This is a genomic window from Mesorhizobium sp. NZP2298, assembly GCF_013170825.1.
GTDB lineage: Bacteria > Pseudomonadota > Alphaproteobacteria > Rhizobiales > Rhizobiaceae > Mesorhizobium.
The window spans coordinates 2,872,404-2,897,749 of the sequence record NZ_CP033365.1; the positions used below are offsets into that span (position 1 = coordinate 2,872,404).

The window sequence follows — 25,346 nt, forward strand, 5'->3', positions numbered from 1 at the left end:
AGATGAATTTCGATCCGCGTTTTTCCGGGCGTAAATTCACATCCGTCGGCACACGCCCCATCCGTCCCGACGGCGTCGACAAGGTGACGGGCCGCGCCCGCTACGGCGCCGACTTCAACATGGCCGGCCAGTTGGTCGGCCGCGTGCTGCGCAGCCCGCACGCGCATGCGATCATCAGGAAGATCGACACGTCGAAGGCGGAAAAGCTGAACGGCGTGAAGGCGGTGATCACGGCGAAAGACCTGCCCGACCTGACCGACGGCGATGCCGCCATGTACGACATCCTCGACAATTGCATGGCGCGCACCAAGGCGCTCTATGACGGCCATGCGGTGGCCGCGGTCGCCGCCGTCGACGCCCGCACGGCGCGGCAGGCGCTGAAGCTGATCGAGGTCGACTACGAGATCCTGCCGCATGTCACCGATGTCGACGAGGCGATGCGGCACCACGCTCCGCTGATCAACGACACGATCTTCACCGAGGGGCTGGAGGAAAAGCCGGTAAAACCCTCCAACGTCACCAAGCGCAGCCAGTTCGGCCATGGCGACGTCCACCAGGGTTTCGGCCACGCCGACTTCATCGTCGAGCGCTCCTTCAAGACCGAGCAGACGCACCAGGGCTATATCGAGCCGCATGCCTGCGTGGCGAGCGTCTCGTCCGACGGCACCGCCGACCTCTGGGTCTGCACGCAGGGCCATTTCGTCTATCGCCAGCACTGCGCCCAGCTGCTTGGCATGGAAGCCTCGAAGCTGCGCGTCACCTCCTCGGAGATCGGCGGCGGCTTCGGCGGCAAGACCCATGTCTGGGCCGAGCCGGTGGCGCTTGCGCTGTCGCGGAAGGCCGGACGGCCGGTGAAGCTGGTGATGACACGCGACGAGGTGTTCCGCGCCTCGGGGCCGACCAGCGCCACCTCGATCGACGTCAAGATCGGCGCCCGCAAGGACGGCACCATCACCGCCGCCGAAGCGACGCTGCGCTATTCCTGCGGCCCCTATGCCGGCGCCTGGGCCGAGATCGGCGCCATGACGGCGTTCGCCTGCTACAAGCTCGATAACGTCAAGACGGTCGGCTACGAAGTGCTGGTCAACCGGCCGAAGACCGCGGCCTATCGCGCGCCCTCGGCGCCGATGGCGGCCTTCGCGGTGGAAAGCGCCGTCGACGAGCTCGCCAAGGAGATCGGCATGGACCCGGTCGACTTCCGCATCAAGAACGCCGCCCAGGAAGGCACACGCTCGTCCTACGGTCCGGTCTACGGACCGATCGGCATCGGCCCGACGCTGGAAGCGGTGAAGCACCATCCGCACATGAAGGCGCCGCTCGGCAAGAACCAGGGCAGGGGCATGGCCTGCGGCTTCTGGTTCAACTTCGGCGGCCAGACCTGCGTGGACCTCAACATCGGCATGGACGGCTCGGTGTCGCTGGCCGTCGGCACGGTCGATGTCGGCGGGTCGCGCGCGTCGCTGTCGCTGGTGGCGGCGGAGGAGCTCGGCATCGACTATGCCCAGCTCAAGGCGGTGGTCGCCGACACCTCCACCCTCGGCTACAACGACATGACCGACGGCAGCCGCGGCACCTTCTCCTCCTCGATGGCGACCATCTCGGCCGCCCGCAACGCGATCAAGATCCTGCGCGAGCGCGCCGCGCAGATGTGGGACATTTCCGTCGACGACGTGGTCTGGGAACAGGGCCACGCGGTCGCCAAGGGCGAGAAGCACGGCAATCTCGGCAAGCTTTCGCTGAAGGAGATCGCGGCGCAGTCCGGCAAGACCGGCGGGCCGATCGCCGGCCACAGCGAGCTCGTCGCCGACGGCGCCGGCGTCTCCTTCGCCACCCATATCTGCGACATCGAGGTCGACCCCGAGACCGGCTCGACCAGGGTGATCCGCTACACGGTGGTGCAGGATGCCGGCAAGGCGGTGCACCCGACCTATGTCGAGGGCCAGTACCAGGGCGGTGCGGCGCAAGGCATCGGCTGGGCGCTCAACGAGGAGTATATCTACGGCAAGGACGGAAGGCTGCAGAACGCCGGCTTCCTCGACTACCGCATCCCGGTTTGCTCCGACCTGCCGATGATCGACACGCAGATCCTGGAAATCCCCAACCCCAACCACCCCTATGGCGTGCGCGGCGTCGGCGAAACCTCGATCGTGCCGCCGCTGGCGGCGATCGCCAACGCGGTGTCGAACGCGGCGGGCGTGCGCATGACCCACATCCCGATGTCGCCGCCGCGCATCCTGGCGGCGATCGAGGCGGAACGGGGCTAGGGCAGAGCGAAGCTAGGGATAAGGTGTGTTGAGATTCAGGTCAGGCCGAGCCGAAAGTGGCGGGTTGCGAGAACCGGAGCGGAGCGTACTTGAAGTACGTGAGCACCGGAAGCGCAGGAACCTGCCATTTGCAGGCCGGCCTCACCTGAATATCAGCACACCGCAGCGCTGATGGTCGAAGTCACCCTCTGGGGCGCGCTCGGCCAGCTCGCCGGCGGCAAGAGCAAGGTCGAGGTCGAGGCCAAGGATATAAGGGAACTGTTCAGGAAACTGGCTGAACAGTATCCCGGCTTTGAGCCGTGGATTGATCGCGGCATTGCGGTGGCGATCGACGGGACGATTTATCGCGATACGTGGAGCAAGGAGCTGCCGCCCGGGGCGGAGATTTTTCTGCTGCCGCGGTTGGCTGGGGGGTGAAGCAGTGTCTCCGCCTTCTTTTAGAGCATGATGCCGAAAAGTGTGAAGCGGTTTTCACAAGACATCATGCCCTATCTCTATGATTTAGAGGCGGATTCAGATTTCCGGTTGATTCGACCGGAAATCATCCGGTTCTAGTCTAGCACCGAGGTCTCGAACTTCTTGGTAGGGGCCAGAAACGGACCGGTAGGTATGGAGTGTCTATTCGGGACTAGCTGCCGTTCAGCATCCGACCTCAATGTCGAACGTCTGAGGACACATTTCAGCATCTCAATGTCGCCGTTCGAACTGCGGCTGAAAATTATCATAGATCGCGCCGGCGCGCACGATTTGCGTTCAGCACGGTAGATGGTGCACCAAAATAATCGTGGTTCAAGTTGATTACTTCACCAGCCTTAGCTGGCCACGAGGGGGCGTAATTGGTTCCGTCCGCGGGGCCGACGGCACACCAACTGTCACGAGACCAAACAACAGTTTCGCTAGCTCCGCCTCAGGCAACCAAAGAAGCTGGGACAACCCGACTAATCCCAACTGTTCATCCCGGCGAACCTCGCTTAGCACCTTCTGCCAGATCTGGGATTGCTCGCGTCGAATTGGCAAAGGCTCTTCAGTCCGCCAACCACGCCTAGAGATCTCGACGAAAATCTGCTGGTAGTTCCATTTGGTAAGGAGGCCGATCTCGTGCAGTCGGTAAGCCATAGCAGCAACAGATACCGACCACTCTTGCTTCAATTGCACGACTTTTGGGAGCCCTGAAACCCGCCCCACAGCCCGGAGCGGCGCCTCTGGGACCAAGAACGCTGAGGCAAACTCATTAGCCTGCTTTTCAGCCTCCAGGCCATTTGGCGAAGCATGCTTGTGCAACACGAGGTGCCCGAGCTCGTGCGCAGCGTCGAATCGGCTTCGCTCTGCAGATTTTTGGGTGTTCAAAAACACATAAGGTCGCGCTCCCCGCCACAGCGAGTACGCATCGACCTCTTTGCCATCTTCACCAAGGGAGAAGACTCGAACACCTTTCAGCTCTAGCAAATGAACCATGTTCTTAATGGGTCTGTTGCCTAAGCCCCAATAGTCTCGCAGCCCGGCTGCTGCAGTCTGAGGTAACTCTTCTCGCATGTCCGGCAGGTCAGCGTCCGGCAGGTCAAACTCTCCATCCAGCCAGTCCGAAAGAACGAAAGCTACAGCGCCAGCGGCGATCGCACCGTCTCGCTGCCGAGCCGTCATCTTGCTCATAGAGCGAAAACTCACACCTTCCACGAGTGGAATGTCCAAGTCGTCAGCCATGAAGAATTCGAGAGGGAAGCCGAGTACCCGCGAGAATTTCCGAGCTACGTCGTCGCTCGGCAGGTATTCCCCAGCCTCATAACCGGTCACAGTACGAGGCTCAATACCAACTCTGGACGCAAGTTCTCGCATCGTCAGCCCGGCGCGCTGACGAGCGACTTTCAGCCGCGATTTGTTGAACATTTTATGCGGCCTTGCGCTTCACCGGCACGTCGATATCGGGAGTGTAATCTATCTTCTGCGGTACGCCGCCGTCCACACCAGGTATGGGGATGAAAATGCGTTCCGCCCAATCGGTCACCATTTGGTCGTCGAAGTCTGACGGCAATGACAACTCGGCCCGGCACTGTTCATCATCAATGTTTATAAGCAGCATATACGTCTTGTAGTTAAGGACGGTCACAGCCCGGAGCAGATCGGCTTTCACTGTATCGGGGAAAAGATCGCCCTCCACACTGTTCTTCAACACGGCCGCCTCCGTAAAGAGACCCTTGAGTGACTTTGTTCTTGGCATGCCAGGCCATCTGCAGGTGAGGTGGTCAGCACTCGCGACGACAATGTTGATCTCACTTGAATCGTTGATCACCAACGAGTAGTTGCTTGGATCGTCCTTGCGCCAACCAAGCGGCACCAATTCATCCCGCAGAGTGCGCACTACCATTCTCCAGGCCTCGGTACCGGGTATAAACGGCGGATCATTGTCAGTGCAATTCAACCGGGCCACGTGCCCAGCCTGTACAGCCTTGATCAAGGCTTCAACAGAGATGCCCAGTTCCATTAGACGACGGCGAGCGTCAAAAGGATGCTGGTAGAGTGCGGCGCTTGCTACAGTGCTCATTGACAGATCCAACTTCATTTTTTTCACCTTCTAGCAGGTAAAAAAAATGAAGTCCAGTGGGGCGGCAGTCTTTTGAAGATCGTCGTGCCATCCAGGTGCGTTCGGCCGGCGATTGCCACGGAGACTGACCCTCAAGCGCTAACGCCACCAGACCTTGACCTGCCCTTCGCAGCTATTTTGCCTGTCGATCTCGCCTAGTCCGTACTGGAGATAGTTGAAGGGGGAAGAGCCCCCGGTGAACGATTTGATTGCTGCGTGCTCGTAAAGCTCTGACATGACGGCGTGCGGATCACTGCCGGCAGCAAGGCAGCGACCCAGGCCATTGCGCGCCACATAGTCCACGATCTCTCCGCTGTAGCGGGCCATGCCTTCTGCCAGATAGCTCGTGAGCTTGGGGCCAAGATCCTGCCGCCAATCCAGCAATATCTTCAGTGTTCGGGCCAGCGTGCCGATATAATGAGGATTGGCCTCGAGATTGATATCGACAATGCCGTGCTCGATACTCGTCCAGAACCGATCCGAACGCGTTATTACCCGTGTTCGGCAGTGAAAGATCACCGCATCACAGTCGAAAAACGTAGTCCTCACGAGATCGCCTAACGAGTGCACTGCCACGTAGCCGTGGCTCACGGCCCAAGTTGATTGAAGCGCCCATATATCGAAGTCGAAGCGACCGTATTTGAGCCTATACCCACCGAAGCGATTGCGCTGACCGCCAAGCGTGCGGAGCAGGCTATCGAGCACGTACGGCGAAGCATCGACGACAACGTCCACGTCGGAGTTGAACGCATCACGACCCTCGCGTGCGAAGTCACGCGGAAGCCCGCCGAAAATCGCGCTATCGCCTGCATCACCCAGAATATCGACCAGCGCGCCGATCTCGGAACCCTGCGATCCTCTGATGAATTCAGCGATGTCGTCGCTTAGGCCTCGGTCGCGCAGATGATGGCTGACGTTCATGCCGCTCCTCGCTTACGCAAATCGTCAAGCATCGAAATCGCGAAGCTATCCGTCATGCCGGACATCATGTCCGTCATCAGTTGCAATTCACGATATCGGATAGGCATGCGGTTGTCGGGAGATTCGGCAACACGCCGATAGTTCTCCGAAATGCGTGAGTAGACGTACTGGTGCAAGGGCGTGGTACGCTTCGAGCCGATGTCGAGCGGGTCCTTGCGGTTGGTGATCGCAGCCCAGAAGATATCCATGAGACCGTGGATCGTCTGGTGGCCCCGCAGTTCGACTTCGAGCACTTGTCGGTGCGGATAGATATGCTTGGCGGCAAAGCTCTTTAGGCAGGACCACAAACGATTTGCGTCCGATGCCGCCATAAGCTCCTGGTCGAAGTTACCCATCATCATTGCCGGCAGATTCTCGGCAAAGGCTTTGGTCGCTGCCACGATCATCACACCGATAGCGTTGACCCGAAACATCTGCATGGTGATGTCGTCGAGTTCAGCGGCAGACAATGATTGCGCCCGAAATTCGTGGTGCTGCTCCTTCGCCTTTGTAAGTACCGACTCTATGCATGCATCGCCGGCACCTTCGAACTCCAGGAAGCCAGCCAGCCGATCGAAATTCACTAGGCCCTTCTTGGCAGCATCTTCCACATCGACGATGGAATAGGCGATGTCATCACAGGCCTCCATAATGAAGGTCAGCGGATGGCGGATCCCTTCACCTAATCCCGTTTCGGCCCACACCTCCTCAGCGATATCGGCTTCGGATTGGAAGTAGTTGAACTTCTTGCGCGCGAGGACCTTCTTGTTCACCTTGTCCGATGGGCTGGGATACTTCATGAGCGCCGCTAGGAAGGCATATGTCATGTTCAGGCCGAAAGAGTCGTTGACGATCTGAAGTCGCGTCAGGAGCCGGAATGCCTGCGCGTTGCCCTCAAAACGCAAAAAGTCTTCCCTGAGTGCAGCCTCGTCCAATCCCTCGAATATCTCCGGAACTCTGGCCTTCATCCAAGACTGGATGGCGTCTTCGCCTTGGTGGCCGAACGGGGGGTTGCCGAGGTCGTGGGCAAGGCCGATAGCCTCAAGCAAGGCAGGGACATTGCGTTCCGCCACGACGCTCTGCGGCAGTTTCAACTCTTCAGGATAAACGTAGACAAGGGCCGTGCCAAAGCTGCGGGCCATGTTGGCGACTTCATGGCTATGGGTCAGGCGGGTACGCACACTGTCATGCGGATCGAGAGGAAACACCTGCGTCTTGTCCTGCATCCGCCTGACAGGCGTAGAGAACAGAATACGGTCGTGGTCGCGTTCGAGCTCGGTACGATGCTCAGCGGTCTTGGCGGAGCGCTCAATGCTCTTTCCTCTGGCCTTATCCTTGCGGCGCTGTGGATTGAGTAGCTTATCCCAGTTCAGACCGACCATTATCCATTCCCCGATGTCGGCCATGGTTTCGGCTTGCGCGCTCGATTCGTCAATCGATTGAGCTTTCCGGACCACATAACCATGTTGATTCATAAGCAATCGCAAACGCCGGTCGATCGAAGCATATACCTTGAACGGCGTTTGTGTTCTTTATTTGTTCCGAATGGGTGTTGCGGGCGCCCAAGGATAGGTTCTGCCTCACGAGAGTGCTGCAGCGAAAGCATCCGAAATGCTCGCTCCACCACGTGCAATTGTTCTCTCACTGAGCGGGTCAATAGAGGCGGTCCAGCTGAATCCGTCCCATCCGGCAGGTACATAGGAGGCAGCTTTGGGGAAGCTGTCACGACAATCTGAATGTCTGACATGAAGGTGCAAAGCAGCCATTTGGAAGCGTTTGCGAAGTCGACTACCACCCCGTACTCCGACTGGTGGCGGTTCAGGCCGCCCAGCGCGCCCCATGTCCGGCGACTTGAACACCTAATCATGCAGGCCAAATCTTGCTGTGAAACCAACCGCCCACGCGTGCACTGAAACGCTCTGCGTCGAGACCAACGAAGCGCGAACCTCGCTCGCGACCTTCGGTCCAACGCAGTTCGGACCAAACCTCATCTCACACTAAGCCCCAATCACCCCCGCCGCCTGCGCCCGCACATACGCCAGCGCCGCAACCGCAAGATCCCCCACGGCCATGCCCCGGAATACGAACGCCGTGGCCTCGCCTGGGCTCTGCCGCCCGGCAAAGTCGCCGCAGACAAGGCCCGTCAGGTCGCCGGCGACCAGCGCTGCGTCGACCATGGGTTTGGGCATCTGCTTCTCCTGTTCCAGGTCGTCGACGACGATGCGGTCGAAGCGGCGCATGGTTGCGGGCAGCCAGGGCAGTGCGAGGTCGGTGATGGCGGTGAAGCTGCCCGGCTTCAGCCAGTTGGCGTCGAGGAACGGTTCGGGTTCGGGCACCAGGGTCACCGTCGTCACCACCATGTCGGCGCCTTCCACGGCTTCCCTTGCCGTGTCGCTGGGGATGGCCTGGAGGCCGCGCGAGCGTGCCATTTCGCAGAGCGCGTCGCGATTGCTTGTTCCCCGACCGAAGGCGCGGATTTCGCGTAGGGGAAAGAGGTCGGCGAAGGCTTCGAGGTGGCCGCGCGCTTGCACGCCGCAGCCGATGAAGGCGACGGATGATGAATCGTTCCGGGCCATGCGCCTTGCGGCGACGGCGCTCAGGCCCGCCGTGCGTTTGGCCGTCACCCAATTGCCGTCGACCAGGGCCAGCGGCAGGCCGGTCTCGGCGTCGAGCAGCGTGATCAGCGAATTGATCGTGGCCAGTCCGCGCTGAGCGTTGCGCGGGTTCACCACCAGCGACTTGGTGGCCAGCACCGGCGGCACGGAGGCGACGCCGAGCGTGGCCATGAAGTAGCGGTCGTCGCCCGGCCACACGGCGGCCTTGGGCGCGCACCAGACTTCGCCCCGCCGCTGGCCCGCGATCTGGCGTTCGATCTCGTCGACTATGTCAGGCGTGGAAATCGCCAGGCGATCGAGAACCGCCGACGAGAGATAGGGCAGCGTTTCGGCGGCCGGGGATTGATTGTTCATCTTGTCATGTTCCCTAGAGCATGATGCCGAAAAGTGTGAAGCGGTTTTCGGACGACATCATGCTCTATCTGTTTGATTTTAGAGACGGATTCAGATTTCAGGTCGATTCGACCTGAAATCATCCGGCTCTAGGAGATCATCAGACTACACGATGCGCGCGGGACCGAAAGCCTCGCGCCGCGAGCGGCGTGTGCAAGGTCAGGCCGCGCTGCCGCTCTGGCGCCTTGCGGCGGGGTCGAAGAGCGCTTCCGCCGCGAGCGTCCGGCTGGAATGGGCCGCTTCATAGGCGAGCGCCTCGGGCGCGGGGAGGGCGGGCGAGAAGAGAAAGCCTTGCGCGACCATGCAGTCGAGCGAGCGCAGGATCAGGCGGTCGGCGTCCGTCTCGACCCCCTCGGCCATCACCTCTATGCCCAGCGCGCGGCCGAGATCGATGACCGTCTTGACCAGCGCCTGGTCCTCCACGGACTTGGCCAGGTCGCGCACGAAATGCTTGTCGATCTTGATCTTGCGGATGCGGCTGTCCTTCAGCACGACCAGCGTCGAAAAGCCGGTGCCGAAATCGTCGAGCACGATCGATATGCTGGCGTCGGCGAGGCGGCCGATCTTTTCGTCGACCCGGTCGCGGTCGACCGGCGCTTCCTCGGTGATCTCGATCTCCAGCATCGCCGCGGGCAGGTTCCTGGCCTTCAGCATGTCCAGGATCATGTCGTCGACATTGCCCGCCTCGAGCTCGCGCGGCGACAGGTTCATCGCGACCCGCACATCGCCGCGGCCGCTCCCCGCCAGCGCCTCGATCATGGCGCAGCAATTGCGAAACACCGTTTCGGTCAGCAGCGGCAGCAGGCCGGTCTCGCGCGCCGCGGTGACGATCTCGGGCGGCGAGATCGCCCCGTGGAGCGGGTGCTGCCAGCGCAGCAGCGCTTCGAAACCGACCACCGCGTTGGTGTCCAGGCGCACCAGCGGCTGGAACCATGAGCACAGCGCGCCGGCCTCGATGGCGCCGCGCAGGTCGCGCTCGATGCAATGCTTGCGCTCCAGCGCCTGGTCGAGCCCGGCATCGAAGATACAGTATTCGTTCCTGCCCTTGCGCTTGGCCGCATAGAGCGCGAAATCGGCCCGCAGCAGCATTTCCGTCAATCGCGGATTGTCCGAAACGTAGATGCCGACCGAGGCGCCGACGCGCACCGAGTTCAACGCCGGATCCGGCTGCGCGATCGCCGCGATGAGCGCGCTGGCGAGCGCGCCGGCCGCATGCGCGGATCGCGCGGCGGAAAACAGCAGCACGAACTCGTCGCCGCCGATGCGCGCGATCGTGGCGCCTTGCGGCGCATGGCTTTCGATCCTGCGCGCGACCTTGACCAGCAGGTCGTCGCCGATGTTGTGGCCATAGGTGTCGTTGACGGATTTGAAGCCGTCGAGGTCGACCAGCATGGTCACGAACGGGCCGTCGGAAGGCCCGAGCTGTCGGATTGCCTGCTCGAGCCCGTACCGGTTGAGCAAATTCGTCAGCGGATCGCGCCTGGAATTGCGGTCCATCTCGGCGGCGAATTCCCGCGCCTCGTATTTGAGGCGGCTCGTCTCGCGGAAGCTGGCCTGCCCGAGCAGCGCGCTCCTGACCATTCCGCCGAGGAAAAGCACGATGGTGAAAGCCAGGACGTAGTTCTCGATACCGCCCCTGGCCAGCACGCATCCTGCGGCGACCAGAAGCGGCAGCGTCATGAAATTGATCGCCGCCGGCGTGTACGAGGCCGAGTAGGCGACGGAGCCGGCCGACAGGCCCGCCAGCACGATCAGATAGAGCGGCGCCTGCGCGGTGGTGTATCCGTCGGCCAGCACGGCCAGGAAAGCCCAGGCAATGCCGGACGCCAGAGCCAACGCGCCGTAAAGGGAGAGCCGGGCGCTGACCGGCCTGGGGCCGTTCCCGGAAATGTCCGGCTGGGCGGCGGCGAGCGCCAGGCGCGCGCCGTTGATGATGCTGACCACCGCGAACCACAGCACCGCGCCAAGGCCGCCATGCGAGAGCATCTGCACGGCCAGGATCAGCGCCGACAGCATTGTGGCGATCGGCATGGAAATGAAGATGCCTTTCCGCAGATCAGCGAACTGATCGCGGAGGATCCCGGTTGCCACGGCTTCGCTCTGCCCCTGGGGAGAGGGGCCAGCAAACAAGCGCTCGAAATGCCCTGCCATGGCATCCTCGTTAGGACAGTGGAATGAAAATCGTGTTAAGGATTTCAGCGGTTTACGGCGTATCTCTCAAATAAAGGCCGGCGGTGGGCCGTGGCGGAGGATCGCAGCAAGCGTCCGTGACCTCGTGTCCCGGTTTCGCGGCAAAGGCCGGAGAAACTCATGGTCTCGGCGCAGGTTTGACTGGCGCGCGGATGCCGAACACCTATACTGGGAACATCAAGCGAGTGGTGTCGCCATGAGCAAGGAATTCAGTGTCGCCGACGCCTATGGCACGGGCCGCGCCGTCTTCATGGGACTTGAGCTGATCGTCGCGCCCGGTGCGCTCGTGCCCCGGCCGGAGACGGAGTTGCTCGGCGCGACGGCTCTCGATGTCTTGCATCAGATGAACCTGCCGGCGCCGCGCATCATCGACATGTGCTGCGGCGCCGGCAATCTGGCCTGTGCCATCGCCCACCGCGTGCCCGCCGCACGCGTCTGGGCGAGCGACCTCACCGATGGATGCGTCGAGGTGACACGACGCAACGCCGCCCATCACGGCATGGCCGACCGCGTCTCGGTGCATCAGGGCGATCTGTTCGACGCCCTCTCGGGCCAGGGACTTGAAGGGACGATCGACGTGATCGTCTGCAATCCGCCCTACATTTCAGAAAAACGGCTCGAGGGCGACCGCGCGCATCTGGTCGAGCTCGAACCGCGTGAAGCGTTCGCGGCAGGCCCTTACGGCCTCAGCATCCATATGCGGGTGGTGAAGGACGCGCCGCGATATTTGCGGCCTGGCGGCGTCCTGCTCTTCGAGGTCGGCCTTGGCCAGGACCGGCAGGTGATGGCCCTGCTTGAGCGCAGCAAGGCATATGAGAACATCCGCGCCGTCTCCAACGAAGCGGGCGAGGGCCGGGTGGTCCTGGGACAAGCCAGGGCGCAGGCATGAGCGCGCGGAACGCCTGGGCAATTCCAGGAAAACTGTGAAGCGGTTTCGCCCAAAATTGCGTGGAAACAAAGGGATAGGGCGCTTCGCGTTGAAACGGATTCATGCGATGCGCTTCAAGCCCTTGTTTTCAAGCATGCCGTTTCCCCAAAGCCGGGGTCGCTTCCGGGCGACATCCATCAAGGCCTACGCCGGCAATCAGTTCATCTTGCGCAGGATGTACTGCTCGATGCCCTGAATGGAATCGAGGTTTTCAGGCAAGAGCTCGCTGTCTTCGACGATGATGCCGAAGGTCTCCTCGATGAAGCCGATAATCTCGAGCACCCCCGTGGAGTCGACGATGCCCTGATCGAGCAGGGACGTGTCGTCCACCAATGCCTTGGCGTCGCTCACGTAGAAATTCGAAACCAGGAAACTGCGAATTTGCTCGCTGTAGATTCCGGTGCGTTCCTTGGTAGTCAACATGAATTCGCCCTCCGTTGCGGCCTCAAAAAATCTAGCGACTTCGTCCCCCAAAGCGCCTCGCGTTGAAAAGGATTCATGCGACGCTCTTTCCAGGTCCTTGTTTTCATGCATGTCGTTCTCCCAGGATCGGGGTCACTTTCGAGCGGCATGCGGTGGCCCGCCTCATGACAGGGCCGTCTTCTTGAGTTTGCCGGTGTCCGTCATCGGCAGGCTGGCCACGACGACGATGGACTTCGGGACCATGAAGTTCTCCAGTCGCTTCTGGCACTCCATCCGCAACTGCTTTTCGCCGATGATCCTTCCATTCTCCATCACGACAAATGCCTTCACCGCCTGCCCAAGGAGTTCGTCCGGAACACCGATCACCGCGGCTTCCCGGACCCCTGGAATATCCATGAGCACGTTCTCGACCTCCTTCGGCGCCACCTTCTCGCCCCGCGATTTGATGATCTCGTCACCACGGCCGACGAAGTAGAGATAACCCTCCGCGTCCATCCGGCAGTAGTCGCCGGTGTACAAGACCTGCTCGCCCGGCAGCGGGCCGGGCTTGAGCTTCCTGGCCGTCGCCTCGGGCTTGCCCCAATATCCCTTCATCACCGTTGCGCCGCGAATGACGAGCTGGCCGACGACGCCGGGGCCGACCCGCCTGTCATGTTCGTCGACAATCCACATCTCCGTGTTCGGGATCGCGATCCCGACGCTCAACGGCTTTCGCTCGAGGTCCTCTGGCGGCAGATAGGTGCAACGCTTGCATTCGGTGAGGCCGTACATCGAATAGATGCGTGCACTCGAAAACAGCTCGCGAAGCATGAGAATATGCTTGAGCGGCAAGGCGGCCGCGGTGTTGGTGACGTAGCGAATGCGTGAGAAATCCTGGTCCTTGAGGGACTTGAGCTCGGAGAGCGCCGCAAAGATGGTCGGCACGCCGGGAAAGCCCGTAACCCCCTCTTGCCTGATCAGTTCAAGGACCTGCGCCGGGAAGGCGAACGAGCGCTCGAGCACCAGCCGGGCGCCGGTGCGGAAGGCCATGATCATCTGGTACAGGCCGTAGTCGAAAGCCAGGGGCAGGACGTTGAGGATCACCTCGTCCTCGCCAAGCTCAAGGTACGAGGCGATCGACGTGCAGGCGGTCATCATGTTTCTGTGCGTCAGCATCACGCCCTTGGGTTCACCCGTCGAACCGGAGGTGTAGATGATGGCGGCGAGATCGACATCGATGCAGCGCCGCGCCGGCGGTGCGCGGCCGTCGGCGGCGGCCGCGGTGTCCCAGCGCACGGCATGCGGCAATCGGGAGAGCTCGACGTCGTCGATCGACCCGGAAACGATCATGCGCAGAAGCGACGGGCAGCCGCGCGCCGGCTCGCGGAAGATCGCGTGCAGATGCCCGTCCGTGATCAGCGCCGTCGGCTTGCAGTCGTTGAGCAGGTAATCGAGCTTGTCGCTCTTGGTGAGCGGGTTGACGACGCATACCACCGCGTTCGCCTTGAGCACCGCCCAGAAGCTCACCACCGTCTCGACGGTGTTGTCGGCGAAGATCATCACGCGGTCGCCGCGCGCGACCCCTGACGCGGCCAGATCCCGGGCGATCGCATTGGCGCGCGTCTCAAGCTCGCCATAGGTGACACGTTGCTTGTTGCACACCAGCGCAACCTTGCCGCCGAGCCGGCTGGCGGAGTGGGCGAGGTAGTCATGCAGCAGTGGTACGGCATCATGCAACATGCAAGCATTCTTCCCGATGTTCGCGGTCGACGTCGACGCTGAGCGCATATTCGCGAGTTGCACTGGGACAGCTCGCGACAAACCGCCGATGAAGGAGTTGGGTCGACAGCACGCCGACCAGCGCCATGTTGTCGGCATTGGACAGATCGCCGTCGCCGGTCCTGGCCTGGCACTTGCCGAGCAGGCGCGTGACCGCCTTCGGATCGAAGATATTGGCCTCGCGCAGCGCCGTCTCCGAAAGCGCCTCGCGAACGTATTCCGGTGCGTCGTCGGCGACGAAGCAAAGCGCGTTGGGCGCGCGGAATGGCTGCTTCTTGCGGGTGACGATCTCGGAGGGCACGATCGGTTCCGCGACGCGTTTCAGCACGTGCTTCTCGTCGAGGACGCGCAGCTTGTAGGCCGCCGGAAGCGAATTCGCCAGGCTCACAAGTTCATCGTCCAGGAAGGGGAAACGCCCCTCGACGGAGTGGGCCATCAGCATCCTGTCGCCTTGCGAGGAGAGCAGATAGCCCGACATCAGCGTCTGGACCTCGAGATACTGGTCCTGCGCGAGCGGGCTCCAGCGCGGGAACTCCGCGGGTAGCCGGGCGAGCAACTCGGACACGGCGTCGCGGCGCTCGGTCTCGGCGCGCATGTCGGCGGAAAACAGGCGCTTGATGGCGCTGGTGGTGTGCCAGCGTGTGTCATGGGCAAAGCCCGGCGCGTCATAGGCCTGGATGTTGCGCCCGAAGAACTGGCGCGCCATCGCCTGCTGTTGCACCGGCGAGCGGGTGAGGTAGGGGTAAAGGCGTTCCAGGAGCCGCGAGCGCCGTGTCGATGCCGGCTGGCGGCCCCAGAACCGGCGGACCTTGCCTTCGCGGAACAGGTCATAGCCGGCGAACATCTCGTCAGCCCCTTCGCCGGTCAGCACGACCTTGATGCCACGCTCGCGCACCAGCCGCGAGAGCAGGAACAGCGGCGCCGGGGCGGTCCGCAGTATCGGGCGCTCGGTGTGGCGGATCACCTCCGGAAAGATGGCGGCGATATCGCTACGCGAAACCACCACTTCATGGTGCTCGCTGCCGGTTGCCTCGGCAACCAGGCGCTGGAAGCGGGTCTCGTCATATTCGGCGTCGGCGAAACGCAGGGAGAAGGTCTGGAAGCGTTCGCCGGCGAAGCGCCTTCCCAGCGCAGCCACGAGCGAACTGTCCAGTCCACCGGAGAGGTAGCACCCGACAGGCACGTCGGCGCGCACCATCCTGAGCGCCGTCGCGGCCACAAGGGCGTCACGCACGCGGTCCACCGCGTCATCGCAAGACCCGGTGAACCCGCCCTGCCGCGATCCGGAAATCTCGGGGTAGGAGGGCCGCCAAAAGGCCCGCTCGCGAACGGTGCCGTCCTGGTAGGTGCGGACATGCCCCGGCTCGAGTTCATGGATTCCCTGGAATACCCCTTGCGGCGGAACAACCGTCCAGAGCGTGAAAGTCTGATCGATGCCGGCCGGATCAAAGGCGCGAGGGACGGTTCGATCGGCCGCGAAGATGGCCTTCACCTCGCTGGCGAAATAAAGGCGGCCCGCGTGCTCGCACAAATGCAGGGGGCAAATGCCGAACCGGTCGCGCGACAATACGAGACGACCCGCCATCGGGTCCCAGATTGCGATTGCCCATTGGCCGTTCATCCGCTCGAAGGCTGCTTCGCCCCACGCACGATAGGCATGGAGCGCGACCTCGGTGTCGCCGCGGGTCCGGAAGCGGTGGCCGAGCGCGATCAGCTTTTCCCGCAGCTCGACGTAGTTGAATATCTCGCCGTTGAACACGATCCAGGTCGTGCCGCCTGTGTCCGCGAGCGGCTGCTGGCCGTTGGAAAGATCGACGACGGAAAGCCGCGCATGCGCCAGCCCCGCGCGTCTGTCCCGGTAAAGGCCGTGCTCGTCCGGGCCGCGATGCGCCAGCGCGCCCACCATCCGCATCAGCGCCTCACGCGAAGGAGAAGCCGCCGCCGCGTTCAGCGCCACTATTCCAGCGATGCCGCACATCCCCGGTCAATCCTCGTCAATTCCGGCGGACAGCAAGGGCCGCGCGTGAAGATAGTGGGCGGCCCGCCGTTTCGCGTCGATGTCCTTGAAGACTTTCTGGAGCTGGGGCTCGGTGAGGCCGGCCGCCGCCGCGACCTCATCGCCGGCGATCTCGTGGTTCAGGCCATAGAGGCATAGATCCATCAGGTGATAGGGTAGCGCGAAATAGAATTCCTCCTGGCTTTGCGCCATGGAGAAGGTGTCGGTGGTGGGCGCCCGCCGCTGGATTTCCTCGTCCACCCCGAGATATTCCGCGAGTTGATAAACCTGGGTCTTGTAAAGGTGGACGATCGGCATCACGTCGGCGGTTCCGTCACCCTGCTTGACGAAAAAGCCCTGGTCGTACTCAAGGCGGTTTGGTGTCCCGGCAACCGCGTATTTGAGGCGGTCGGCGTGGTAGTATTCCGTCATCTTGCGCAGGCGCTGCTTGTAGTTGGTCGCGGCGACGATCTGCAGGTAGGCGGCAGGCGACAGGCGCACCGTGTCGACCTTGCCCTCCGGATCCTGGACCGTGAGCCGGGTGATGTTGAGGCCGTTGCTCTCCAGCACCGATGCGAGCACCAGCTTGCATTTCCAGCCCTCCCCATAGTCGGGAACGACGGTCCGGATCGCCTCGATCTGCCGGCTGTAGGCGCCAGTGGCCTCCAGTGCCGGTGCTATGTCCTCCACGACGTTTTCAATGCCAAGCTGTGCCGCGACACGGCGGCCAAGTCTCAGCGAGTCGCCGGAGGAATCCCGCTCCGGCATGAACAGTCCCAGGACCCTGTCCTTGCCGAACGCGTGCGTGCACAAGGTCGCGACGACGGAGCTGTCGATGCCGCCGGAAAGGCCGACAACCACGCCGCGACGATGGAGTGTGCCAAGGACCTGCGTGCGCAAGGTGTCAACGATGCGATCGATCTCCGCACGAGCATCGAGCAGCAGCGCGTCCTTGCTGAAGTGTGAGATCACGTCGATGACAAATCCTCCCTTTTGCGAGACTCGGCCGGGGAGTAGGTCTGCACAACCGCCCTCTCGATGAGGGGACGGTTGGTGGCAAGATGAGGCTCCACGACAAGGTCGATGTGGTTGCCGTTGATCGGAACCACGTCCAGCCGTGCCAAGGCGCTATCCCAGCCCAAGGCCCGAGGCATTCCCTCCCGGCGGCATCGAAACAAGGTGCCGGCGATCGGCAGGGCCGGTTTCGGTGCGTCCAGCCACTGGAAGAAAGACCGCGCCCGCAAGACCTCCTGCAGTTCCAGTTTGGTTCTGAAGCTCGTCGGGTTGAACTCTCCCTTGGCGGAGCGGTCGAGAAACCTGGCGAGATACGCCTCGCAGCCCATTGCAACGGTGATCTTCGCAAGGGCCCGGCAGGCCATCCGGTGGGCGGATATGCGATTTGTCCGAATGCGATGGAATGTTCGGGTCAGCGTCGCCCACGAGTCGCTCGGCTCGTTCAGAAGGCTCGTGTCGAGGATACCCAGAAACCTGACCGGTCGACCGGCGGCCAGCAGCCGTGCGGCAACCTCGAACGCAACCGCGCCCCCAAGCGAATGGCCGAGAAGCCGCACGGGGCCGGCAGGCTGGGCGCGGCCTATCTGTTCGAGTGCGGCGGCAGCCATGGCGGAGAGAGAGTTATGTCCGTCCAATATCGCGGCGAGGCCGGGGTACCTGATGGGATTGACCCGGGCGACTTTGCCCATGGCGGCCGCGAAGGCGGCCAGGCTCGGACCATAGCCGACGGATCCAGGAAACAGGAAAAGAACCGGGGGGTGATGCTTCTTCTCGCGCCGTTCGCCTGCCTGTGCGGACGCGACCGCCTCAACCATCTCGTTGAAGCTCATTCCGACGGTGAAGGCCTCAAGGCCCAGTTCCTGCCCGATGGCGCTTTCGATCGCCATGACGCAATGCAGCAGCTGCAGCGAATCTCCTCCCGCCTCGTCCCAGTTTCCCGCCGCAACGCCCGTGTTGAGAACCTGCATCCAAGCGTGCTGCACGATTTGCCTGGTGTTCAGTTCGCCTCCGGCGGGCGGCGGTCGGGCAGCGGGCGGTCGGGCGGCTGGCGCCGTCTTTCTGTCCGAGCGATCCATTTGGGTGAGGCTTGCCAGGTCGACCTTTCCGCCCAGCAGGCGCGGGATGGCGGCGATGGTGTGCAACCTCGAGGGACGCAGTGGCGCCGGCAATGTCGTTCTGACGAGCTGGCGAAGCTCCTCCGCGAAAGCAGCCCCGGCCAAGTGTTTGGGAACCGCGAACGCGATGAGTTCTTTCTCCGGCGTCACGATTGCCACCGCATCCGCCACCGAAGGCGCGCCACGCAGGACCCGTTCGAGTTCGGCGGGTTCGACGCGTCGACCATTGATCTTGATCTGGCGCCCCTTGCGGCCGACGACCCACAACAGCCCATCATCGTCCAGCCGAACGAGGTCGCCCGTCGCGAAAACCCGAACACCGGGATCGTCCGGATCCGGCCGCGCGGGAACGACGACGCCGTTCTCCCAGTGGCCAAGCAACACATAGGGGCTCTTGATCAGAAGCTCTCCACTCTCGCCTGTCCCGACACCGCGGTCCGCTTCGTCGACAATGGCGAATGCCATCCCGGGAAGCAGCCTGCCAACGGGGACCGACGTGTCTTGCTCCGGCCAGTCCGCCGGCAAGAACCATTGCGAACCGGTGGTCTCGGTCGACGAGTAGCCGATCTGGATCAGGCACTGGTCCGAAACGGCCTTGCGCAGCAACCCGATGTCCGTCCACGACACCTTCTCCCCGCCGATCCGGGCCACTCTGAGTGAGTGGAAGGCGTCGGCGGGGGCCTCGGTCAGGAGCGCCCGAAGCAGCGCCGGCACCAGGTAGGCGACCGTCACGCCTTCGGTTTGCAACCGGGCGCGCACCGCGCGCAGGCCCACCGCCTCCACCTCGAGAAGATGCAACGCGGCGCCCGTCAGCAGCGCGGCCAGAATCTCCCGGCAACCGGCAATCGTGGCCGGCCCGGTCAGCGGCAGGAACACGTCATCCGCGTTTATATGGCACGCGTCGACATATTGCAGGACCCGCCAGAGCAGGCTGCGTTGGCTGTTGACGATCCCCTTGGGACGCCCGGTGCTACCTGAGGTGTAAAGCACCATTGCGGGCGCATCGACGGAAACGGGCGGCGGTTGTGGTGATGCCCGCTGAGCGTCCGGCGCGACGCCGGCGGCAATATCGATCCACAGCACGTCCTGCGCCAGATCGACGGGGCGGCCATTTCCAGAGCCTATGATGGCGCCAAGCCGCGCGGCATTCACAATCTCGATGATCCGAGAGCCGGGATCTCTCATGTTGAGCGGGACCGAAGGCCGTCCGGCCGCCATGCTCGCCAGCATTGCCACCGGGTACCAGACCGAGTTGGCCTGAAGGATCCCGACCGCCTGTCCTTCGGGGACGACGGCAGCAAGACGGCGGGACAGTGTCTCGACAGCCCGGAAAAGCTGGGAGTAAGTCAGGCGGTCGGCACCGTCGCTGATCGCGAGCTTGTCCGGATATTGCCTTGCGACATTTGCGAGGTGATCGAAGATGGGACTGTCCGCAAAATCGGCGCCCATCCGCTGATAGTGGCGCCAGACAGGCCCACCCTCGTCAAGAGCATATTCGGGCACGTCAGACCATCCGCGGGGTGTCGGTGGTCGACAATCCTCCCGTAGATCCTGATCCACTGCTTCCGATTGCAAATACGCTGGAGACATTCAGAGCCCCACCAAGCTGAATGTCGACCATCGCTCGCCACCGGAATCTTTTCATCAATCATTCGGATGATGCCTCGATCTTGACCGGACAGCTTCTTCCCGATCGGCCTTCGCCGGAAGTACTCTAATGCCCTCCGGCAACAGCCGGGTCCGCCCCAAGGTCCCCGGCGGCGAGACGTTTGCCCAGGACCAATGCCGCCTGTCTCCGGGGGCAGGAACCCATGAGCCCTCCCGGGAGTCCACGGGTCTGAACAGTCATTCAAATGAATGTTGGTGGGGTTTGTAATCTGGCTAAGGTTCGAGTCGCAGGTGAGTGACTGCCTGCTTGGAGACGCTGGGCATTTCGGCATGATCATCGAGTTGTTTGGGCCGCCTGGTGCAGGCAAGACCACACTTCTTCGCGGCCTCTGCCAGGGGATGGCGAAGCAAGGCATCAACGTCAAGACAGTGAACGGCTATCGCCTGATTGAATACGGGTCGGCCCAGGATGACGGCCCGGAGGTACGCCATGGCATTGGGCGTATCGGCAGAAAGATCGCCACCTCGGGTCCTGTCTTGCTATCGACCTTGCCAAGGGACGGGGTAGCGGCGCGGCTTCTGGCGTCAATCCCCCTGCGGAGCCTCACATGGTCGTGGCGCATGAAGGTCGACATCGCCCTGCTATGCGAGTCCTGGCGCAAAGCGCAGGAATCGGAAGGTTACTTCATTTTCGAGGAAGGCCTGATCCAGGCTTTGTGTGCGCTGGTTCTGCTGGCGCGCACTCCAAGCATCGACGCGGTTCGTGACACCCTGGCGTTCCTGCCGCGACCGGATGTCCTTATCCAAATCGATGCGCCGCAGGAAACCTTGCGCCGCCGTCTTATGGACCGCCATGCCGGGCAACCGCTGATCGAGGTCCTCCTGTTCGAACTCGGCGTGGACAGGGGCTTGAAGCAAGCCAATATATCGAGGGAGGTGGGCGAATGCTTGCGCCAGGACGGATGGCCCTTGATAAAAGTCAACGGCGCCGACCCTCACGATTTCGACAGGATCATCAAGCGAATCCTGGGAGAGCATGTCAATGAGACCGCCGTGGCGTGACCAGGACGATAAAGCCAAATCACCGGATAGCAGCATTTCAGGATTTGAATAGTCGCATGGTTCGAGCCCCCGGAGCGATCTGGCGGGGCTGTATCTCGTACCGATTTTACCGGCGGCGACAGTCTCCGCGCATGGCCGGACGGACTCCCGACCGGACTGCGCAGGCCGCTCGGGCGCCTCAGGCCCGATTTAGGTCGACACATGTCGGTTGTCGGCCCAAGCACCCCGTCACAACAAGAAAGTTCGCCTCTCGCGCAATGCCGCCGCGATGGCGGCAAGGCCGTCCCCGCTCCCTCGTCCGCCGACGTGGTTCGCATCGGCCGTGGCGCCTTCGACGGTCAGGTGACCTTGCTTAAAACCTCGTTCTTGGGCTGAATGCCTGGATATTCGCCACGTTGCCGAAACAAGTGAAACAGGGTTCGCCTCCGCGCTTCGGCCTGCCGGGCGCGACAGTCATCGAAGGAGAGCATTGTGATGAACGAAGCCAGTCCAAGGCCTCTCGCGGAAATCGCCAGCTATCACGCCCACATCTACTATGACGGAGAGACCGAGCGGCAACGCGCCGAATGGCTGCGTCTTCGCATCGGCGAGCGTTTTCGCGTACGCCTGGGCAATTGGCACGACGGGAAAGTCGGCCCGCATGACCAGGCCATGTACCAGGTCTCCTTCGCCAACGAGATTTTCGGCACGCTCGTTCCTTGGCTGATGCTGAACCATGGCGGCTTGAGCATCCTCATCCACCCGAATACGGAGAACCCCAAGCGCGACCATCTGGTCGATCCAGTCTGGATCGGCCGGCCGCTGGGGGTGCATGGCGACGTGCTTCCGGACGACCATGAGGCGGAAGAGCCGCTGGAGCCGAACACCGAGCCGTCGCTGCCGGCATAGACCGGCGTCGGTTCCACGCAGCTTCGCAGGGCTTACCAGCGATGGCCACAGGGCTTATCTGGAGGCTGTTGAAGGGCCATTCGGTGGCGACATCGACTACGCCATGCTGATCAAGCTTTACGGCGCGTCGCCTGCCGGTGCACCCGCTTTATCTCGGCGGGTAGGGCCCACCTCAGCCGGCGCGCTTCCAGCAGGCGATGAAATGGCCCGTTTCAACTTCCCGGGCGATAGGTTCGGCCTCGAGGCAGCCGACATCCGCCAGCCGCCATCATCTCGCTGGTGATGGCCACCAACCTCATCGCGCAAGGCATCGGCGTCTTCGAGAACAGCGACAAGTGAGTCGTAGAGGGTCTAGTCGAGCAGGCCCTGGATGGTGGCTGCAACCGCCGCGGCCTCATAGGGCTTGGGTAGAAAGACGCCGCCGCTCGGCATCGCGTTCCGCGCCGGCTGTTGCTTGCCCGAGGTGACGATGATCTTGACCGGGGGCCAGCGGTCGCGCACGGCGGCGGACAGACGCAGCCCGTCCATGGAACCGGGCATGTCGATGTCGGTGAACAGGATGCCGATGTCCTGATGGGTCTCCAGCAGGCTGATCGCCTGGTCCGCATTGCTGGCTTCGAGCACATCGTATCCCGCCTCGCGCAGTTCGTCGGCGATGGCGAACAGCAAAAAGGCTTCGTCTTCGACAACGAGGACGGTGACGGGGCTCTGAGTGGTCATGGCATGCCCTATGTAGTCAGTACGGTGCTGTCGGCAACTGGGGTGCCGGTGCGTTCAACACGCACTCAACGCCGTCGGGGTGGTAATCGATCCGCACGGTTCCGCCGAAGTCGGTGCCGAAGACCCGCTCGATCAGGAAGCGGCCGAAGCCGCGCCGGCTGGGCGGCGTCACCGGCGGACCGCCGCTCTCGCGCCAGCGCCAGATCAGCCTGATGTCGCTGGGCCTGTCTTGCGATGGCTGCAGCGACCATTCGATCGACACCTTGCCGCCCGGTGTCGACAATGCGCCGTATTTCAGCGCATTGGTGGCGAGCTCGTTGACGGCGAGCGCCAGCGTCAGCGCCATCTTGGGATTGATCGGCAGCGCCGGGCCGGAAATCGAAATCTGTTCGAGCGGGAAGGTGGCGACGGTGTTGTCGACCACCTCGCGGATCGAGGCACTGGTCCAGCGGGTCTTGTTCAGGATGTCATGGGCGTTGGCCAGCGCGCGCAACCGTTCGTTGAAGGTGGCGCTTGCGGTGGCGATGTCGGTGTTGCGCAGCGTCTGCGAGGCGATGGCCGCGACCATCGCCAGGATGTTCTTGATGCGATGTTCAAGCTCGTGGGTCAGCAGTTCCTGCCGCGCCTGCGCCTCGCGCCGGTCGGTGACATCCTGCATGACGCCGAACATCTTGACCGGCTTGCCGGTCTCGTCGTGGACGAAATCGATGTGACGCGACAGCCAGCGCAACTCGCCGGTGTCGGGCCGCCGGATGCGGTATTCCACCGCTGGCACGGCGGTGCCATTTTCACGCGTTTCCTGGTTGGAGCGGATATCCTTGTCGTCGGGAATGACGATGTTTTCCAGCACGCTGATGTGCACGCTGTCGCGCGGCGATAGCCCCCAGAGACCCCAAAAACCCTCGGAGCCGACCACGGTTCCGCTGGCAATGTCGAGTTCGAGTGCCGCGATGCCGGCTGCATTCTGCGACAGCTGCAAGCGACGCTCGCTCTGCAGCAGGGCCTGCGCCGCCTGCTTCTGCTCGTCGATATCGGTGTTGGTGCCGATCCAGCGCACGATGGCGCCGTCGGTATCGCGGATCGGAACGGCACGCGCGATGAACCAGCGATAGATGCCGTCATGGCGACGCAGTCGGAACTCGGTCTCGTAGAATGTGCCGGCGGCCGCCGTCTGCCGCCACTTCTCCGAGGCCGCGACGATGTCGTCGGGGTGCACGATATCGGCCCAGCCATCACCGTCAAGTTCGCCCGGCTTGGCGCCGGAATAATCGTAGACACGCGGGTTGAACCAGTCGAGCAGTCCCTCCGGCGTGGCTGTCCAGACATGGTTGGGCATCGCCTCGGCGAAGGTGCGGAACTGCGTCTCGCTCTGGCGCAGCGCCTGTTCGGCAATCAGCCGGTCGGTGACGTCGACACCTTGCACGAAGATGCCGAACACCTCGCCCGCGGGGTTGCGCACCGGCTGGTAGACAAGATCGATGAAGCGGTCTTCGATCGCCGCGCCCGGCGTGCGCTGCAACTCCGCCTTCAAGGCGTAGCCAATGAATGCCTCACCGCTGGTGAAGACCCGGTCGAGCAGTTCGAAGAAGCCCTGGCCCTCTATCTCCGGCAAGGCCTGGCGGATCGGCAGGCCGATGATGTCGCGGTGGCCGACGAGTTGCATATAGGCGGCATTGGTCAGTTCGACGACATGCTGCGGACCGGACAGCATGGCCATGAAACCCGGTGCCTGTTCGAACATCTGGCGCTGGCGGTCGCGCTCGCCGGCGCGCCAGCGCTCGGCGGCGACCTTGGCGGTCGTCTCGATGACGATGGCGATGACGCCGGCCGGCTCTCCGCTTTCGTCGAGCACTGGTGAATAGTCGAGATCAAGCCAGACCTGCTCGGGCTTGCCGGTGCGGTTCAGCGTCAGCACCTGTTCGCGATAGGCAAGCGTGCCGCCGTTGCCCAGGCACACCTTCATGATGTTGTCGTTGAAGTCGGCCACCTCGGGCCAGCCTTCGCGCACTTTCGAGCCGAGCAGTTGCGGATGGCGGCCGCCGGCGAATTCCGAATAGCCGTCATTGTAGATCATGACGCCGTCCTCGCCCCACAGCATGACGATCGGCACCTTGGAGCGCAGGATCAGCGACACCGCTGTCTTCAGGCTCTGCGGCCAGCCCCCGATCGGTCCGATCGACGTCGAGGCCCAGTCGAACGCGGCGATCAGGCGGCCAAGCTCTCCGCCGCCCGACAGGAAAGCGAGATGAGGATTGCCTACGGTCGCTGTGCTGGTTTGCGGCATGGAGTCCCGGATCGGTCAGCGTTGTTCGAGGGTCGATTGATGGCTAACGTGTCAGATTCTGTGGATCGTTCGCTTTATGCCGGCCCACACGACATCGCGGCGCGGGCGCGACCGTGGGCCATGACGGACAGCAGCTGGCGAGATGTGAACAGGCATTTCCTCCCCGATCGCCACAACCCCGGTACTGGCCCTTCGGTTCCCGGTGCTGCCGATTTTCCTTCGACAGGGTTGTCGGATCGAGGCGGGAAAGCCGGCTATTTGATCTAATTTCTTTGCAGGCGGTTAATTCGGCCATGCTGTTAATAAGTGTATTCTAATGCATGTTCACCGGAACCGCGTGGCGGTTTCGCGATAAGGACATGCGCGAAACTGATTGGTTTGGCGCGGGGTACGCAAATGACCAAGAATCTCGGCAATGCACGCTATGTGCCGCCCAAGGACACAAAAGCGTCCTTCTTCAGCAAGGCCGCGCCGGCGCTGTTCCCGCTGGTCGTGGCGGCGCTGGGCTACATGATCGGGCGGCAGTTCTTCGGCATATAGATTCCGGCAC

At 62.6% G+C, this 25,346-nt stretch carries 19 protein-coding genes and 1 pseudogene; 7 read left to right on the forward strand and 13 right to left on the reverse strand.

The genetic code is table 11. The features are described 5' to 3' along the window. Positions 1-2 precede the first annotated feature (2 nt). Together EB231_RS13865 and EB231_RS13870 are read left to right on the forward strand one after the other, a co-directional pair. Positions 3-2,264, forward strand: coding sequence for a xanthine dehydrogenase family protein molybdopterin-binding subunit (locus tag EB231_RS13865; protein ID WP_172349300.1), 2,262 nt, complete (start codon positions 3-5; stop codon positions 2,262-2,264). A gap of 171 nt (positions 2,265-2,435) precedes the next feature. After that, positions 2,436-2,681, forward strand: a complete 246-nt coding sequence (locus tag EB231_RS13870) for a MoaD/ThiS family protein (RefSeq protein WP_013894215.1) — start codon at positions 2,436-2,438, stop codon at positions 2,679-2,681. Positions 2,682-3,062: 381 nt separating this feature from the next. Here the strand turns inward: EB231_RS13870 and EB231_RS13875 are convergent, their stop codons facing one another. The 6 genes from EB231_RS13875 to EB231_RS13900 form a co-directional block, all read right to left on the reverse strand. Beyond that, the gene (locus EB231_RS13875) at positions 3,063-4,148 is read right to left on the reverse strand and encodes an ImmA/IrrE family metallo-endopeptidase (RefSeq protein ID WP_172349301.1); all 1,086 of its coding nucleotides are present in this window, start codon (positions 4,146-4,148) and stop codon (positions 3,063-3,065) included. A 1-nt stretch (position 4,149) separates the two neighbouring features. Next, positions 4,150-4,821 carry a hypothetical protein gene (locus tag EB231_RS13880; protein ID WP_246740941.1) on the reverse strand — a complete coding sequence of 224 codons (672 nt, stop codon included), beginning with the start codon at positions 4,819-4,821 and terminating at the stop codon, positions 4,150-4,152. A gap of 120 nt (positions 4,822-4,941) precedes the next feature. Next, a complete protein-coding gene (locus tag EB231_RS13885; protein WP_172349302.1) occupies positions 4,942-5,763 on the reverse strand; it encodes a hypothetical protein in 822 nt (273 codons plus the stop codon). Continuing rightward, positions 5,760-7,277, reverse strand: coding sequence for a dGTP triphosphohydrolase (dgt, locus tag EB231_RS13890; protein ID WP_246740942.1), 1,518 nt, complete (start codon positions 7,275-7,277; stop codon positions 5,760-5,762). Before dgt ends, EB231_RS13885 begins: the two co-directional genes overlap by 4 nt. Before the next feature lie 522 nt (positions 7,278-7,799). Next, a complete protein-coding gene (locus tag EB231_RS13895; protein WP_172349303.1) occupies positions 7,800-8,771 on the reverse strand; it encodes an ornithine cyclodeaminase family protein in 972 nt (323 codons plus the stop codon). 198 nt (positions 8,772-8,969) lie between these two features. Next, entirely contained in the window at positions 8,970-10,961 is a 1,992-nt protein-coding gene (locus EB231_RS13900) for a putative bifunctional diguanylate cyclase/phosphodiesterase (RefSeq protein WP_172349304.1), read from the reverse strand. Between the two features lie 235 nt (positions 10,962-11,196). Between EB231_RS13900 and EB231_RS13905 the strand changes: the two genes are divergently transcribed. Continuing rightward, positions 11,197-11,889, forward strand: coding sequence for a N5-glutamine methyltransferase family protein (locus EB231_RS13905; RefSeq protein WP_172349305.1), 693 nt, complete (start codon positions 11,197-11,199; stop codon positions 11,887-11,889). 195 nt (positions 11,890-12,084) lie between these two features. Here EB231_RS13905 and EB231_RS13910 read toward each other — a convergent pair whose 3' ends face one another. The 5 genes from EB231_RS13910 to EB231_RS13930 all read right to left on the reverse strand — a co-directional run bounded on the left by EB231_RS13910 (position 12,085) and on the right by EB231_RS13930 (position 19,824). Then, on the reverse strand, positions 12,085-12,351 hold the full coding sequence (locus EB231_RS13910) for an acyl carrier protein (protein ID WP_172352909.1): 267 nt from the start codon (positions 12,349-12,351) through the stop codon (positions 12,085-12,087). 162 nt (positions 12,352-12,513) lie between these two features. Next, on the reverse strand, positions 12,514-14,070 hold the full coding sequence (locus tag EB231_RS13915) for a class I adenylate-forming enzyme family protein (RefSeq protein WP_172349306.1): 1,557 nt from the start codon (positions 14,068-14,070) through the stop codon (positions 12,514-12,516). Continuing rightward, entirely contained in the window at positions 14,060-16,087 is a 2,028-nt protein-coding gene (asnB, locus tag EB231_RS13920; protein ID WP_172349307.1) for an asparagine synthase (glutamine-hydrolyzing), read from the reverse strand. The genes EB231_RS13915 and asnB overlap by 11 nt, the downstream gene beginning before the upstream one ends. 6 nt (positions 16,088-16,093) lie before the next feature. Further along, on the reverse strand, positions 16,094-17,077 hold the full coding sequence (nadE, locus tag EB231_RS13925) for an NAD(+) synthase (protein WP_172349308.1): 984 nt from the start codon (positions 17,075-17,077) through the stop codon (positions 16,094-16,096). Beyond that, positions 17,074-19,824, reverse strand: a complete 2,751-nt coding sequence (locus EB231_RS13930) for a non-ribosomal peptide synthetase (protein ID WP_172349309.1) — start codon at positions 19,822-19,824, stop codon at positions 17,074-17,076. Before EB231_RS13930 ends, nadE begins: the two co-directional genes overlap by 4 nt. A 348-nt stretch (positions 19,825-20,172) precedes the next feature. Here EB231_RS13930 and EB231_RS13935 point away from each other — a divergent pair, with 348 nt between their 5' ends. The 3 genes and pseudogenes from EB231_RS13935 to EB231_RS35715 form a co-directional block, all read left to right on the forward strand. Next, complete coding sequence (locus EB231_RS13935; protein ID WP_172349310.1) at positions 20,173-20,904, forward strand: AAA family ATPase; 732 nt, start codon at positions 20,173-20,175, stop codon at positions 20,902-20,904. 474 nt (positions 20,905-21,378) lie between these two features. Beyond that, positions 21,379-21,792, forward strand: coding sequence for a DOPA 4,5-dioxygenase family protein (locus EB231_RS13940; protein ID WP_140774209.1), 414 nt, complete (start codon positions 21,379-21,381; stop codon positions 21,790-21,792). Positions 21,793-21,823: 31 nt separating this feature from the next. Next, positions 21,824-21,934: pseudogene (locus EB231_RS35715) on the forward strand (IS1 family transposase); the annotation flags it as partial. A gap of 209 nt (positions 21,935-22,143) precedes the next feature. Here EB231_RS35715 and EB231_RS13950 read toward each other — a convergent pair. Together EB231_RS13950 and EB231_RS13955 are read right to left on the reverse strand one after the other, a co-directional pair. Continuing rightward, positions 22,144-22,512 (reverse strand): response regulator, encoded by a 369-nt coding sequence (locus EB231_RS13950; protein ID WP_172349311.1) that lies wholly within the window; start codon positions 22,510-22,512, stop codon positions 22,144-22,146. A gap of 16 nt (positions 22,513-22,528) precedes the next feature. Continuing rightward, positions 22,529-24,796: a PAS domain S-box protein gene (locus tag EB231_RS13955; protein ID WP_172349312.1), complete on the reverse strand. Its 2,268-nt coding sequence runs from the start codon at positions 24,794-24,796 to the stop codon at positions 22,529-22,531. 396 nt (positions 24,797-25,192) lie between these two features. On the opposite strand from EB231_RS13955, the gene EB231_RS13960 reads away from it, so the two are divergent. Beyond that, positions 25,193-25,336 carry a hypothetical protein gene (locus EB231_RS13960; RefSeq protein WP_140774202.1) on the forward strand — a complete coding sequence of 48 codons (144 nt, stop codon included), beginning with the start codon at positions 25,193-25,195 and terminating at the stop codon, positions 25,334-25,336. Positions 25,337-25,346 lie beyond the last annotated feature (10 nt).

Bases quoted from the DNA above. Each gene is read 5' to 3' on its own strand.
- EB231_RS13910 (WP_172352909.1), bottom strand. From the start codon at position 12,351: ATGTTGACTACCAAGGAACGCACCGGAATCTACAGCGAGCAAATTCGC.
- EB231_RS13960 (WP_140774202.1), top strand. From the start codon at position 25,193: ATGACCAAGAATCTCGGCAATGCACGCTATGTGCCGCCCAAGGACACA.
- EB231_RS13935 (WP_172349310.1), top strand. From the start codon at position 20,173: ATGATCATCGAGTTGTTTGGGCCGCCTGGTGCAGGCAAGACCACACTT.
- EB231_RS13875 (WP_172349301.1), bottom strand. From the start codon at position 4,148: ATGTTCAACAAATCGCGGCTGAAAGTCGCTCGTCAGCGCGCCGGGCTG.
- EB231_RS13870 (WP_013894215.1), top strand. From the start codon at position 2,436: ATGGTCGAAGTCACCCTCTGGGGCGCGCTCGGCCAGCTCGCCGGCGGC.
- EB231_RS13950 (WP_172349311.1), bottom strand. From the start codon at position 22,512: ATGACCACTCAGAGCCCCGTCACCGTCCTCGTTGTCGAAGACGAAGCC.
- EB231_RS13940 (WP_140774209.1), top strand. From the start codon at position 21,379: ATGAACGAAGCCAGTCCAAGGCCTCTCGCGGAAATCGCCAGCTATCAC.
- EB231_RS13955 (WP_172349312.1), bottom strand. From the start codon at position 24,796: ATGCCGCAAACCAGCACAGCGACCGTAGGCAATCCTCATCTCGCTTTC.
- EB231_RS13865 (WP_172349300.1), top strand. From the start codon at position 3: ATGAATTTCGATCCGCGTTTTTCCGGGCGTAAATTCACATCCGTCGGC.
- asnB (WP_172349307.1), bottom strand. From the start codon at position 16,087: ATGTGCGGCATCGCTGGAATAGTGGCGCTGAACGCGGCGGCGGCTTCT.
- EB231_RS13930 (WP_172349309.1), bottom strand. From the start codon at position 19,824: ATGTCTCCAGCGTATTTGCAATCGGAAGCAGTGGATCAGGATCTACGG.
- EB231_RS13915 (WP_172349306.1), bottom strand. From the start codon at position 14,070: ATGTTGCATGATGCCGTACCACTGCTGCATGACTACCTCGCCCACTCC.
- dgt (WP_246740942.1), bottom strand. From the start codon at position 7,277: ATGAATCAACATGGTTATGTGGTCCGGAAAGCTCAATCGATTGACGAA.
- EB231_RS13905 (WP_172349305.1), top strand. From the start codon at position 11,197: ATGAGCAAGGAATTCAGTGTCGCCGACGCCTATGGCACGGGCCGCGCC.
- EB231_RS13900 (WP_172349304.1), bottom strand. From the start codon at position 10,961: ATGGCAGGGCATTTCGAGCGCTTGTTTGCTGGCCCCTCTCCCCAGGGG.
- EB231_RS13880 (WP_246740941.1), bottom strand. From the start codon at position 4,821: ATGAAGTTGGATCTGTCAATGAGCACTGTAGCAAGCGCCGCACTCTAC.
- EB231_RS13885 (WP_172349302.1), bottom strand. From the start codon at position 5,763: ATGAACGTCAGCCATCATCTGCGCGACCGAGGCCTAAGCGACGACATC.
- EB231_RS13895 (WP_172349303.1), bottom strand. From the start codon at position 8,771: ATGAACAATCAATCCCCGGCCGCCGAAACGCTGCCCTATCTCTCGTCG.